We start from the raw sequence: 12,920 nt of genomic DNA on the forward strand, positions 1-12,920 counted from the left end.
AGTCAGCCCTGCAGGTTGGGACCACCCAGGGTGAACGCATCGGCATCGAGCATCGCCGGGAAGCGTGCGCGATGCGCGGCAAGTGCGGCCGCAGACACCGTGGTGGTGACTACCTGCTCGCTGTTGCGCACTTCCAGCTGCGGCTGGCCCAGGAAATCGATCACCGCGCTGTCGCCGTCGTACTGCAGGTCGTTGCCGTCCACACCAACGCGATTGACCGCGGCGACATAGCACAGGTTTTCAATGGCACGCGCGCGCAGCAGCGTGCGCCACGGATACGCACGCGCCGAGGGCCAGTTGGCCACGAAAATCTGCAGGTCGAAGTCCAGCGCATCGGCGCGTTCGACGTTGTACCGGTTGCGGCAGAAGACCGGGAAGCGCAGGTCGTAGCAGACCAGCGGATTGATCCGCCAGCCCTTCCATTCCACGGTAAGGCGCTCGCTGCCGGCGGCGTAGCGCAGGTGTTCGTCGCCGTAACGGAACAGGTGGCGCTTGTCGTAATACTGCAGTTCGCCGTCCGGGGTCGCCCACAGCAGTCGGTTGAACACGCCCTCGCCCACCCGCAGCTGCACGCTGCCGGTCACCGCTGCACCCAGTCGCGCAGCCTGTTCGCGGATCCAGGCGACGGTTGGGCCGTCCATGCCTTCGGCACGGAAGATGGCGTCGTTGGAGAACCCGCTGGTGAAGGTCTCCGGCAGGATCACCAGGTCGGTCTGGCCGGCCAACGGCGCCAGCAGTGCGCCGTAGTGTTCACGGTTACCGTCGGGATCGTGCCAGCGCGTATTGCCCTGGACCAGGGTGATGCGCAGGTCCCGGCGGAGCTCGGCGGTCATCAGAGCACCTTCAGGCGTTCGATCGCCGCGTCCATGGTGGCGTCGTTCTTGGCAAAGCACAGGCGCACGATGCGCTGGCCCTGCGGCGGCGTTTCATAGAACGGCGACAACGGAATGGCGGCCACGCCCTTTTCGATGGTCAGCCACTTCACGAACTCATGGTCCGGCAGGTCGCTGATCGCCGAATAATCGACCAGCTGGAAATACCCGCCCGGCACCGGCAGCGGCTTCAGGCGCGTGCCCAGCAGCTGCTCGCGGAAGCGGTCGCGCTTGGCCTGGTAGAACGCGCCCAGTTCCAGGTGGTGTTCCGGTTCGTCGCGGATCATCGCGGCGAAACCGTACTGGGCCGGGCCGAAGCTGGTGAAGGTGTTGTACTGGTGCACCTTGCGGAACTCGGCGCTCATCGCCGGCGGCGCCACCGCATAGCCGATCTTCCAGCCGGTGCAGTGGTAGGTCTTGCCGAAGCTGGAGATGACGAACGTGCGCTCGCGCAGTTCCGGGTAGCGCAGCGCCGACTCGTGGCGGCGACCGTCGTAGATGATGTGTTCGTACACTTCATCGGAGATCAGGTAGATGCCGGTGCCGCGCAGCAGGTCGATGATGGCCTGCATGTCGTCGGCGTCGAGCATCGCACCGGACGGGTTGTGCGGGGTGTTGACCATCAGCAGGCGGGTCTTCGGGGTGATCGCCGCGCGCACGCGGTCCCAGTCGACGCGGAAGCTCTGCGGGTCCAGCGGCACGTGCACGGCACGCGCGCCGGCCAGGTCGATGGCCGGCTCGTAGCAGTCGTAGGCCGGGTCCAGCACGATCACTTCCTCGCCCGGGCGCACCACGGCGTGGATGGCGTTGAAGATCGCCTCGGTGGCGCCGCTGGTGACGGTGATCTCGGTGTCCGGATCGACCTGCGCGCCGTACAGGTCCAGCGACTTCTGCGCGATGGCCTGGCGCAGCGGCGCCACCCCGGTCATCGGGGGATACTGGTTCAGCCCGGCCTGCATGGCCTTGACGGTTTCATCGATGAGCCGCTGCGGCGCGGAGAAGTCCGGGAAGCCCTGGCCAAGGTTCACGGCGCCGTGTTCGGCGGCCAGCTGGGACATCACGGTGAAAATGGTGGTGCCCACCTTGGGCAGCTTGGTCTGGATGGTCATTCGGACAGTCTAAACCGTACACTGGCGGGCATGCTCAATTCCACGAATACCCCGCCGTTGCTGGTCGCCTCTGGCCTCACCTTCAGCCGCAACGATGAACCGGTGTTCGGGCCGCTCGACCTGCAGGTCGATGCGGGCGAGGCGCTGCTGGTGCAGGGCGACAACGGTGCTGGCAAGACCACCCTGCTGCGGGTGCTGGCCGGGTTGCTGCGGCCTGGCAGCGGGCAGATCCAGATCGACGGGCGCCCCGCCGGTCGTGCCGAGCGGGCCCGGTTCGTGGCCTACCTGAGCCACCTGCCCGGCCTGAAGCCGGACCTGGACACGCTGGAGAACCTGAACTTCCTGTGCGGACTGCACGGCCGCCGCGCGCGCCAGATGCCGGGCAACGCGCTGGCCATCGTGGGCCTGGCGGGTTACGAGAGCACGCTGGTACGGCAGCTCTCGGCGGGCCAGAAGCGACGACTGGCGCTGGCCCGGATCTGGCTGTCCCCGGCCCCGCTGTGGCTGCTGGATGAGCCTTACGCCAACCTCGACCTGGACGGGATCAACCTGGTAAACCGGATGATTTCCGCGCACCTGCGCGGCGGTGGGGCGGCGTTGGTGACCACCCATGGGGCGTATGCGGCGCCGCCGGTGCGCACGCGATTGATCCAGTTGGAAGCGGCCGGGCAGAGCCCGGTACGGGGGGATGCATGATCGCGCCTGGCACCCAGCCCGGGCTCTGGCAGACGGCGAAAGCACTGGCGGGACGCGATCTGCGCCTGCTCTGGCGGCGTCGCGGCGATGCCCTGCAGCCGCTGCTGTTCGCGCTGCTGGTGGTGGTGCTGTTCGCGCTGGCGCTGGGCCGCGACCCGCCGCTGATGGCGAAAGTTGCCGCCGCCGTGCTGTGGCTGGCCGTGCTGCTCGCCGGGCAGCTGGCGCTGGACAGCCTGTTCCGCAGCGATGCCGAAGACGGCTCGCTCGAACAGTGGCTGCTGGCGCCGGTGCCACTGGCCTGGCTGGTGCTGGTACGGGTGCTGGTGCACTGGGCCACCACCGCCCTGCCGATGATCGTGGTGAGTCCACTTCTTGCCGAAATGCTGCATCTGCCACATGACCAGTTGCCGATACTGCTGGCATCGTTGCTGCTCGGCACGCCGCTGCTCAGCCTGATCGGTGGCGTGGTCGCGGGGCTGACGGTGAGCATTCGGCGCTCTGGTATTCTCGTTGCGCTGCTTGCATTGCCGCTGTTCGTACCGGTGCTGGTGTTCGGTGCAGGCAGCGTGGCCGCCGCCGCACGCGGACAGGATCCGGTCGGCGCGCTGCTGCTGCTCGGTGCCGGGCTGGTGGTCGCGCTGGTGCTGGCCCCGTTGGCCACCGCCGCTGCGATACGGATTTCGTTGAGTTGAGTTGTGTTTGCCGGTTCATAGCCCTCCGCTGGATAGCCATCGCCGCATGAATGCCCTCGTTCGCTGGTTCCATCAAGTCGGTTCGCCGCCCACTTTCGACCGTTTCGCCTCGCGCTGGTCGAAGGTGTTCTACCTCGCTGCGATCCCCGTGCTGCTGATCGGCATCTGGCAGGGCCTCTGGGTGGTGCCGGCCGAACAGAACCAGAACGACGCCTTCCGCATCATCTACATCCATGTGCCCAGCGCCTGGATGAGCCTGTTCGTGTTCGCGCTGATGGCGCTGTATTCGGCCATCGCACTGGTCTGGCGGATCAAGATCTGCGAGATCCTGGCCATGGCATGCGCGCCGATGGGCGCCGGCTTCACCCTGATCACCCTGCTGACCGGCAGCATCTGGGGCAAGGGCACCTGGGGCACCTGGTGGGACTGGGATCCGCGCATGACCAGCGAGCTGATCCTGCTGTTCCTGTACCTGGGCGTGATCGGCCTGTACCACGCCATTGAAGACCGCCGCAGCGCCGCGCGCGCGGCCGGGCTGCTGGCCATCGTGGGTGTGGGCCTGCTGCCGATCATCCGTTACTCGGTGGACTGGTGGGGCGGCCTGCACCAGCGCCAGTCGATCAATGTGTTCGGAGACAACGCGGTGCGCTCCGAACTGATCGCACCGCTGTGGTGGATGGTGGTGGCCACCAAGCTGTGGTTCGTCGGCTCGCTGCTGGCCAAGGCCCGCGCCGACAATCTCGCCCGCGAGGCCGGCAAGGCCTGGGTGGCCGAACGCCTCGGCCACGCCGAGGGCACCACACTGCAGGAGCCGACCCGATGACCCATGTGCCCTTCCTGATCGCGGCGTACGCCGTATTCGTGCTGGTGCTGGCCGCCGACCTGCTGGGCTCGCGGCTGCGCCTGCGCGCCGCCCGCAGACAGGCCCTGCAACGCCAGCAGCGGCAGCAGGCGCGCGACAGTCGCACTGCGGCCGCCCCGCTGACCACGGAGCTGAGCCGATGACCCCGGTGCAACGGCGCCGGATGGTGTGGGTGCTGCTGGTGCTGCTCGCCTCCGGGCTGGCCACCACGCTGGTGGCGTTCGCGCTCCAGCGCAACATCGCCTACCTGTACACGCCCTCGGAAGTGCTGCGCGGCGAACACGGCACGCAGTCGAACTTCCGTCTCGGCGGAATGGTGGTCAAAGGCTCGTTCCAGCGCGCCGAAGGCTCGCTGGACGCGCACTTCGTGGTCACCGACGGCGACGCCACCCTACCGGTGAGTACCTCGCGGATCCTGCCGGACATGTTCCGCGAGGACTCCGCCGTGGTCGCCATGGGCCGCCTGCAGGACGGCGTGTTCGTCGCCGATGAAGTGCTGGCAAAGCACGACGAGAACTACATTCCCAAGGAAGTGGCCGACAAGATGGGCAAGGCGCACACCAAGCATGACGTGCCGATGCCTGCCGTGGAGACCCGCTGAGTGCTGCCGGAACTGGGGCAGGTCCTGCTGCTGTGCGCATTGCTGGCCGCCCTGCTGCAGGCGGTACTGCCGCTGTGGGGCGCGCAGCGCGGGCAGGCGGCGTGGATGGCGGTGGCCCGTCCGGCCGCGTTCGCCCAGCTGCTGCTGATCGCCGGCGCGTTCGTCCTGCTCACCGTGGCGTTCGTGCAGCAGGACTTCTCGGTGGCCTACGTGGCCGAAAATTCCAACAGCCTGCTGCCGCTGGCCTATCGCTATTCGGCGGTATGGGGCGCGCACGAGGGCTCATTGCTGCTGTGGGTGCTGGTGCTGGCGCTGTGGGGCGGCGCGGTGGCGCTGTGGTCCAAGCGCCTGCCCGACACCGTGCGTGCGCGCGTGCTCGGGGTGATGGGCATCATCAGCCTGGGCTTCATCGCGTTCCTGTTCTTCACCTCCAACCCGTTCGCGCGCCTGCTGCCGGCACCGCTGGAAGGCCGTGACCTCAACCCGCTGCTGCAGGATCCCGGGCTGATCATCCACCCGCCGATGCTGTACGTCGGTTACGTGGGCTTTGCGGTCCCGTTCGCGTTCGCCATCGCCGCGCTGCTCGACGGCCGCGTGGATGCGCGCTGGCTGCGCTGGACCCGGCCGTGGACCAACGTGGCGTGGGGCTTTTTGACCCTCGGCATCGCACTGGGCAGCTGGTGGGCGTATTACGAACTGGGCTGGGGCGGCTGGTGGTTCTGGGACCCGGTCGAGAACGCAAGCTTCATGCCGTGGCTGGCCGGCGCGGCGCTGATCCATTCGCAGGCGGTAACCGAAAAGCGCGGCAGCTTCGCCAGCTGGACCCTGCTGCTGGCCATCGCCGCGTTCGCGCTTTCGCTGCTCGGCGCGTTCCTGGTCCGCTCGGGCGTGCTGACCAGCGTGCATTCGTTCGCGGCCGATCCCTCGCGCGGCGCCTTCATCCTGGTATTCCTGGCCCTGGTGGTCGGCGCGGCGCTGCTGCTTTACGCGCTGCGCGCCGGTGCACTGGGCAGCGACGATCCGCGCAAGGGCTTCATGCCCACCTCGCGCGAAACCCTGCTGCTGGCCAACAACCTGCTGTTGGCCGGTGCCTGCGCGATGGTGCTGCTGGGTACCCTGTACCCGCTGCTGGCCGACGCGCTGGGACTGGGCAAGGTCTCGGTGGGGCCGCCCTACTTCGGCACGCTGTTCATCGTGTTGATGGCACCGCTGGTGGCACTGCTTCCGTTCGGACCGCTGGTCAACTGGCAGCGCGACCAGGCCTCGAAGCGGCTGGCGCTGCTCGCGCCGTGGGCGGGACTGGCACTGGTGCTGGGCGTGCTGGCCTGGTTCATGGCGCCGCAGGGCAAGCTCAAGGCCGCCGCCGGTGTTGCCGCCGCCGCCTGGGTCGCGCTGGGCACCGCGCGGTTTGTGTGGACACGCCTGCGCGGCAATGGCCGTTTCAACGCGGAGATGGTCGGCATGCTGCTCGCCCACAGCGGCGTAGCGGTGTTCCTGGTTGGCGCGCTGCTGGTGGAGGCGTTGAACGTGCAGCGCGAAGTGGCGCTCGCGCCCGGCCAGACCCTCGAGGTGAGCGGCTACACCCTGCGCTTTGAAGGCGTGGACCACCAGCAGGGCCCCAACTACGTGGCCGACCGTGGCCATGTCCGCGTGCTGCACGGAGGACGTGAACTGGCCCTGCTGCATCCCGAAAAACGCGCGTACGCCAGCGGCGGCCAGGTGATGACCGAAGCCGGCATCCATGCACGCGTGCGTGGCGACGTATACGTGGCGCTCGGCGAGTCGCTGGGCAACAATGCGTGGGCCGTACGCGTGCATGTCAAACCGTTCGTGCGCTGGGTCTGGTTCGGTGCCCTGCTGATGGCACTGGGTGGCTTCGTCACCGCCGCCGACCGCCGTTTCCGTCGTTTCCAGGAGTAGTTCCGTGTCCGATCCCCGCCCCGCCTCCCGCCCGCTGCCGCCCGTGGCCATCGTCATCGGCGTGCTGTTCTTCTTCGGGCTGCTCGGGCTGATGGTGTACGGGGTGATGAAGTCCGGCGCACCGGACCGCGACATCCTGCCCTCGGCGCTGATCGGCAAGCCCGCGCCTGCATTCGAATTGCCGGTGCTGCACGACCCGGAGATCAAGGTCAGCAGCAATGAGCTGCGCGGTGCGCCGTACGTACTGAACGTGTGGGGCAGCTGGTGCGCGGCCTGCCGCGAGGAACACCCGATCCTGACCCGCTTCGCCGAAACCAAGCGCGTGCGCGTGATCGGCTACAACTGGAAGGACGAACCGGCCGACGCGCTGCGGTGGCTGGAACAGTTGGGCAACCCGTTCGTACTGGTGCTCAGCGACATCGAAGGCCGCACCGCGATCGACTGGGGCGTGACCGCTGCGCCGGAAACCTTCCTGGTCGATGCCAGCGGCGTGGTGCGCTGGAAGTACAGCGGTGCGCTGAGCCAGCGCGTGATCGATACGCAGTTGTTGCCGGAACTGGAGAAACTGGAAGGTGCCCATGCTCAGCCGCGTACTACGACGCCGCCTGCGGAGTAATTCCGACACCGCGTGCCGCACGACTTATCGTCGTGCGCTAGCGGGGTTGGCTGTTGCGTCGGTGTTGGTGCTCGTTCTGGCGTTGATGATGCCGCTGGCAGCGTCGGCCCAGGCGGTGTCCGACCCGACCCCGCTGCAGTATCGCGACGCCGCAGAAGAGGCGCGCTTCCATGCGCTGGCCGCCGAGCTGCGCTGCGTGCAGTGCCAGAACCAGTCGCTGGCCGACTCCAACGCGCAGATCGCGCACGACCTGCGCCGCGAAGTGCTGACCTTGATGCAGCAAGGCAAGAGTGACGCAGAGATCAAGCAGTTCCTGGTGGATCGCTACGGCGAGTTCGTGCTGTATCGCCCGCTGATGGACACCCGCAACAGCGTGCTGTGGTTCGGCCCGCTGGTGCTGGTCCTGGCCGGTGCCGGCGTACTGTTCTGGGTGGTGCGGCGACGCAGCCGCCAGGTGCAACCGATGGGCGACAGCGAGGAACGCTGGTGAGCGCGTGGATGCAGGTGATTGCCGGGCTGTGTGCCGCGGTGGTGGCCATGGTGGTGCTGTGGCCGTTGCGCCGCAGCGGCCGGCGCGGACCGTTTCTTGCTGCCGTGATCGCCCTGGGCGTGGCCGGCGTGGCGCTGTACATGCTGGTGGGCACGCCGAAGGCGATGGACGTGGTGGCCGAACCCGGGCCCGCGTCGCTGGAACAGGGCGTGCGCGACCTGGAAGCGGCGTTGGCGCGCGAGCCGCAGCGTGCCGACGGCTGGGCCCTGCTGGGTCGCTCGGAACTGGCGCTGGGCAACATGGACAAGGCCAACCAGGCGTTCGCCCGTGCGGTGGGGTTGGCCCCGGATGAAGTGCCGGTGTTGGTCGAAGCAGCGCAGGCGCGCGCCGAGGCCGACCCGTCCAAGCGGTTCGACGACGTCGCCCTGCAGTGGCTGCGCCATGCCCAGCAGGTAGACCCCAACAGCGAGCGCGCCGGCTGGTTGATCGGCATCGCGCAGCGCCAGCGCGGCCAAAATGCGGAAGCAGCAGCCACGTGGGAGGCGCTGTTGCCAAGGCTGGAACCGGCAGCGGCCAGCGCGCTGCGTGAGCAGATCGCCATTGCACGTAGCAAGGCAGGCGAATCGCACGCCCCGATGCCATCCGAACAGGGCGCGAAGGCACTGAACATCTCAGTGACGCTGGGCAAGGGTGTCGACAAGGCAGCGCTGCCAGCCGACGCCACGGTGTTCGTCATCGCACGCATGCCCGGAGGCCCGCCGATGCCGGTGGCGGTGCAGAAGCACCGGCTGGCCGACGTGCCGCTGCAGATCACCCTGGACGACGGCGACAGCCCGATGCCGACTGCGAAGCTGTCGTCGTTGGACGAGGTGGAGGTGTTTGCCAGGATCTCGGCCAGCGGCCAGGCGAACCGGCAGGCGGGCGATATTGATTCGCCGGTGGTGCGGGTGAAACTGCCGCACAAGGACACGGTGGAGATAACCCTGCGGTAGAGCCACGCCCTGCGTGGCTGGGATGCCGCATCGATCCATATCCCGACAGCCACGCAGGGCATGGCTCTACCCGGAAATGCGCACGTGTCAGGAAGGCACACACACCGTCCCGCTTCCGGCACGGCACCCCCACCCGGCCCGGGTAGAATGCCCGCATGACCGAATTCATCCCGCCCGGCACCCGTTACCACGCCCTGCCCTCGCCGTTCGCGTTCAAGCGCGGCGGCGAACTCCACGGCGGCCACGTCGCCTTCGAAACGTGGGGCACGCTCAACGCCGATGCCGGCAACGCCCTCCTGATCGTCACCGGTCTCTCGCCGGACGCGCATGCGGCGACAAATGATGCCAACCCGGCGCCGGGCTGGTGGGAAGGCATGGTTGGTCCGGGCAAGGCGATCGATACCGACCGCTGGTTCGTGGTGTGCGTGAACTCGCTGGGCAGTTGCAAAGGATCGACTGGGCCGGCCACGGCCAATCCGGCCACCGGCGAGCTGTACCGCCTGCAGTTTCCGGAGCTCTCCATTGAGGATGGGGCTCGCGCTGCCGTGGAGGTAGTACGCGCACTAGGCATCACCCGACTGGCCTGCGTGATCGGCAACTCGATGGGCGGCATGACCGCGCTGGCGGTGCTGCTGTTGCACCCGGGCATCGCCCGCAGCCACATCAATATTTCGGGAAGCGCGCAGGCGCTGCCCTTCTCCATCGCGATCCGCTCGCTGCAGCGCGAGGCGATCCGACTGGACCCGCAGTGGAACGGCGGCCGCTACAGCGACGAACACTACCCGGAATCGGGGATGCGCATGGCGCGCAAGCTGGGCGTCATCACCTACCGTTCGGCCCTGGAATGGGACGGCCGCTTCGGCCGCGTGCGGCTGGATTCGGACCAGACCGACGACGACCCGTTCGGGCTGGAGTTCCAGGTGGAAAGTTATCTGGAAGGCCACGCCCGTCGCTTCGTACGCTTCTTCGACCCCAACTGCTATCTGTACCTCAGCCGTTCGATGGACTGGTTCGACCTGGCCGAATACGCGGACGGGAACGTGATGGACGGTCTTGCCACCATCAAGGTGGAGAAAGCACTCGCCATCGGCGCCAACACCGACATCCTTTTCCCGGTGCAGCAACAGCAGCAGATCGCCGACGGCCTGCGTGCCGGCGGCGCCGATGCGCAGTTCATCGGGCTGGACTCGCCGCAGGGCCACGACGCCTTCCTGGTCGATTTCGAACGTTTCGGCCCGGCCGTGCGCACGTTCCTGGACGCGCTCTGAGCCATGCGCCAGCAGGGGAAGCTGTGCGAATGGAATGATGCGCGCGGCTTCGGCTTCGTACAGCCGAACGGCGGTGGCGAACGCTGTTTCGTGCACATCCATGCGTTCACAGCGCGCGACCGGCGGCCTGCGCTGGGCGACGTGATCACCTATGACGTGCAGCGCGATGCCAAGGGGCGCAACAATGCGGTGGGGGTGCGCTTTGCATTGCAACGCGGTGGAGCGCGCGCGGGCACTTCCGCAGCTGCCCGCAGCACTGCCGGCCCGGATCGCCTGCCGCGCACGGCCATCGCGCTGTTGTTCCTCGCTGGCGTGGGTATCGCCACACTTCTCGGCTATTGCCCGGTGTGGCTGGCCGCACTTTACGGCGGACTCAGTGTAGTGACCTACTGGGTGTACTCGCTCGACAAGGTATCGGCACAACGCGGCCTGGACCGTACGCCTGAGAAGATGCTGCAGATGCTGGCGCTCTTCGGCGGCTGGCCCGGTGCGTTGATCGCGCAGGCAAGGCTTCGGCACAAGAATCGAAAGGTGTCGTTCCAGGTGTTGTTCTGGATCGTTGTAGCGGTGAACCTGGTCGCACTAGGGTGGGTGTGCAATCTTCGGTAGGGCCGGTTCCCAAACGGCCGCCGATACCGAATCCGCGTTCTGTTGTGGCGTGAACGTCGGCGAGGAAAGCGCTTTCCTCGATGCAGGTCATGCGTTACAGAACGTTGCACCGCTATCGGCGGCCGTTTGGGAACCGGCCCTACCGACGGATTGCCTGTTTCATCGATTTCTTGGCTGCTTCATTGCTTCCCGGTGTCGATGCTGATCTCGCCTGAGGTCTCCATTACTGCCAACGCGATCTGGTGATGACCATCGCACCCCGCGCGGCGCATTGCCACGTCCAGGTCTTCCGGCGCGACATTGCAGCTGCGCAACTGGTCCCAGAACACTTTGCCGTTGCGCACGAGGATGATCGGGGTCCCTTCCACCCATGCGTGCAGCTTCCGGTTGCGCGCGGTTGCAAACCCCACCAGCCAGTTCAGCGCCAAGAGCGTCGCCGCCAGGATCAGGCCACCCAGCAGCGACGTATCCTCGCCGATCAGCGAATTCTGCACCGCCGTGCCCAGCAGCACGATGACCAGCATGTCGAAAGGCGCCGACTGCCCGATCGATCGCTTTCCGCTCAGGCGCGTCAGCAACAGCACCACGATATAGACCGCAGCAGCGCGCAGCACGAACTCGAACCACGGCATGCCCAGCTCGAACAGGTCGGACATCGATCACCTCCTTGAACACGTTCATGCGATGGATACAAGACGGCAGGTCGATGCACCGTGATACGACGCCGTCCATTGACCCCATCCGCACATGGCGTCGACGCCAGCAGGCCACCGTGACTGCCACCCTGCCGAGTCCCGCGAACGGAGCAACGCCATGACCCAATCCGCCACGTCCGCCCTTGGTCGCCACCGCTGGGCCATCGCCGAGGGCTATATTCCGGCCTGGAGCAACGGTCCTGAACCCGAACTGCAGAGTCATGAGACCTGCTGCATTCTCAATACATCCACCACCGACGCGCAGGTCAGCCTGACGCTGTACTTCGAGGACCGTCCGCCGCAAGGCCCTTACCGCTTCACCGTGCCCGCCGAGCGTACCTGCCACAAGCGCTTCAACGACCTGCAGGATCCCGCGCCGGTGCCGCGCGGCATTGGATTCTCCTGCGTCATCGACTCCGATGTGCCGGTCGTGGTCCAGCACACGCGGTTGGATTCGCGCCAGGCCGAGAACAGCATCATGACGACGATTGCCTACCCGCTGTAGCCGCGCCCTGCACATGGCGAGCACACGGCGGGGCCGCGCCCTTTACCCGCGCTTGGGCACAGTGGAACCTCCCTGATGCAACGGAGTTCCCGCCGATGGCCGTGCCCAACTATCCCAAGCCGCCGTTCAAGACCCAACAGCAGACCTTCCCCGGCAAGACCGACAAGATGGATCCACGTCCGGATCACGGCGAGGAAAGCTACGAGGGCAATGGCCTGCTGAAGGGCAAGAAGGCATTGATCACCGGCGGCGACAGCGGCATCGGCGCAGCCGTAGCCATTGCCTACGCGCGCGAAGGCGCGGACGTCGCCATCGCGTTCCTGAAAGGCGAAGAGAAAGACGCTGCCTCGATCGGTGCATTGATTGAGAAGGCGGGCCAGAAGGCGGTGCTCGTTCCCTGCGACATCAGCGACGACGCACAGGCAAAAGCGCTGATCGAAAAGGTGGTCGCCGAACTGGGCGGCCTGGACATCCTGGTCAACAACGCCGCCTACCAGCGCTACTACGAGTCGTTCGATGACATCACCCTGGACGACTGGCGCAAGACCTTCGAAACCAATGTCCACGCGGTCTTCAACCTCACCCGGCTGAGCGTGCCGCATCTCAAGGACGGCGGCTCGGTCATCAATACCGCCTCGGTGAACTCGAAGAAGCCCACCCCGAACATCCTGCCCTACTCCGCCACCAAGGGCGCACTGGCGAACCTGACCATCGGTCTGGCCGGCCTGCTTGCCGAAAAGGGCATCCGGGTGAATGCCGTGTTGCCGGGTCCGATCTGGACACCTTTCATTCCCGCTGGCATGGCCGCAGAGGAGGTGGCGAAGTTCGGCAGCCAGACTCCGTTCGGCCGCCCCGGCCAGCCTGCCGAACTGGCGTCGGCCTACGTGATGCTCGCCGCTGACGGAGCCAGCTACACCTCCGGTGCACTGCTTACCGTGTCCGGCGGCGCGGTCACGCTCTGAAACCCACTGAATCTACCTCCCCCTACTGGAG

At 66.9% G+C, this 12,920-nt stretch carries 16 protein-coding genes; 13 read left to right on the plus strand and 3 right to left on the minus strand.

Annotated features, from left to right (window positions below):
- Positions 1–2: 2 nt before the first annotated feature.
- Positions 3–833: an amidohydrolase gene (locus RYM47_RS15090; protein ID WP_315388859.1), complete on the minus strand. Its 831-nt coding sequence runs from the start codon at positions 831–833 to the stop codon at positions 3–5.
- Complete coding sequence (locus RYM47_RS15095; protein WP_315388860.1) at positions 833–1,981, minus strand: pyridoxal phosphate-dependent aminotransferase; 1,149 nt, start codon at positions 1,979–1,981, stop codon at positions 833–835. Before RYM47_RS15095 ends, RYM47_RS15090 begins: the two co-directional genes overlap by 1 nt.
- A gap of 30 nt (positions 1,982–2,011) precedes the next feature.
- Here RYM47_RS15095 and ccmA point away from each other — a divergent pair, with 30 nt between their 5' ends.
- From ccmA to RYM47_RS15150, 11 genes are all read left to right on the plus strand, one after another.
- Positions 2,012–2,677, plus strand: a complete 666-nt coding sequence (gene ccmA, locus RYM47_RS15100; protein ID WP_315388861.1) for a heme ABC exporter ATP-binding protein CcmA — start codon at positions 2,012–2,014, stop codon at positions 2,675–2,677.
- Complete coding sequence (ccmB, locus tag RYM47_RS15105) at positions 2,674–3,369, plus strand: heme exporter protein CcmB (RefSeq protein WP_070208422.1); 696 nt, start codon at positions 2,674–2,676, stop codon at positions 3,367–3,369. The genes ccmA and ccmB overlap by 4 nt, the downstream gene beginning before the upstream one ends.
- A gap of 46 nt (positions 3,370–3,415) precedes the next feature.
- Positions 3,416–4,192, plus strand: a complete 777-nt coding sequence (gene ccmC / locus RYM47_RS15110) for a heme ABC transporter permease CcmC (RefSeq protein ID WP_315388862.1) — start codon at positions 3,416–3,418, stop codon at positions 4,190–4,192.
- The gene (ccmD, locus tag RYM47_RS15115; RefSeq protein ID WP_315388863.1) at positions 4,189–4,374 is read left to right on the plus strand and encodes a heme exporter protein CcmD; all 186 of its coding nucleotides are present in this window, start codon (positions 4,189–4,191) and stop codon (positions 4,372–4,374) included. The genes ccmC and ccmD overlap by 4 nt, the downstream gene beginning before the upstream one ends.
- Entirely contained in the window at positions 4,371–4,832 is a 462-nt protein-coding gene (ccmE, locus tag RYM47_RS15120) for a cytochrome c maturation protein CcmE (RefSeq protein ID WP_315388864.1), read from the plus strand. Before ccmD ends, ccmE begins: the two co-directional genes overlap by 4 nt.
- A complete protein-coding gene (locus tag RYM47_RS15125) occupies positions 4,833–6,752 on the plus strand; it encodes a heme lyase CcmF/NrfE family subunit (RefSeq protein WP_315388865.1) in 1,920 nt (639 codons plus the stop codon).
- Between the two features lie 4 nt (positions 6,753–6,756).
- Positions 6,757–7,368, plus strand: a complete 612-nt coding sequence (locus RYM47_RS15130) for a DsbE family thiol:disulfide interchange protein (protein WP_315388866.1) — start codon at positions 6,757–6,759, stop codon at positions 7,366–7,368.
- 85 nt (positions 7,369–7,453) lie between these two features.
- Entirely contained in the window at positions 7,454–7,858 is a 405-nt protein-coding gene (locus RYM47_RS15135; RefSeq protein WP_315388897.1) for a cytochrome c-type biogenesis protein, read from the plus strand.
- Positions 7,852–8,850, plus strand: a complete 999-nt coding sequence (locus tag RYM47_RS15140; protein ID WP_315388898.1) for a cytochrome C biogenesis protein — start codon at positions 7,852–7,854, stop codon at positions 8,848–8,850. Before RYM47_RS15135 ends, RYM47_RS15140 begins: the two co-directional genes overlap by 7 nt.
- Positions 8,851–9,005: 155 nt before the next feature.
- On the plus strand, positions 9,006–10,118 hold the full coding sequence (locus RYM47_RS15145) for a homoserine O-acetyltransferase (RefSeq protein WP_315388867.1): 1,113 nt from the start codon (positions 9,006–9,008) through the stop codon (positions 10,116–10,118).
- 3 nt (positions 10,119–10,121) lie between these two features.
- The gene (locus tag RYM47_RS15150) at positions 10,122–10,727 is read left to right on the plus strand and encodes a DUF1294 domain-containing protein (RefSeq protein ID WP_315388868.1); all 606 of its coding nucleotides are present in this window, start codon (positions 10,122–10,124) and stop codon (positions 10,725–10,727) included.
- Between the two features lie 179 nt (positions 10,728–10,906).
- On the opposite strand, the gene RYM47_RS15155 is transcribed toward RYM47_RS15150, so the two are convergent.
- Complete coding sequence (locus tag RYM47_RS15155; RefSeq protein WP_315388869.1) at positions 10,907–11,383, minus strand: YetF domain-containing protein; 477 nt, start codon at positions 11,381–11,383, stop codon at positions 10,907–10,909.
- A gap of 157 nt (positions 11,384–11,540) precedes the next feature.
- Here RYM47_RS15155 and RYM47_RS15160 point away from each other — a divergent pair, with 157 nt between their 5' ends.
- The gene (locus RYM47_RS15160; RefSeq protein ID WP_315388870.1) at positions 11,541–11,927 is read left to right on the plus strand and encodes a sensory rhodopsin transducer; all 387 of its coding nucleotides are present in this window, start codon (positions 11,541–11,543) and stop codon (positions 11,925–11,927) included.
- A gap of 95 nt (positions 11,928–12,022) precedes the next feature.
- Positions 12,023–12,889 carry an SDR family oxidoreductase gene (locus RYM47_RS15165; protein WP_315388871.1) on the plus strand — a complete coding sequence of 289 codons (867 nt, stop codon included), beginning with the start codon at positions 12,023–12,025 and terminating at the stop codon, positions 12,887–12,889.
- The last annotated feature ends 31 nt before the right edge of the window (positions 12,890–12,920 follow it).

Source organism: uncultured Stenotrophomonas sp. (genome assembly GCF_963519125.1).
GTDB lineage: Bacteria > Pseudomonadota > Gammaproteobacteria > Xanthomonadales > Xanthomonadaceae > Stenotrophomonas.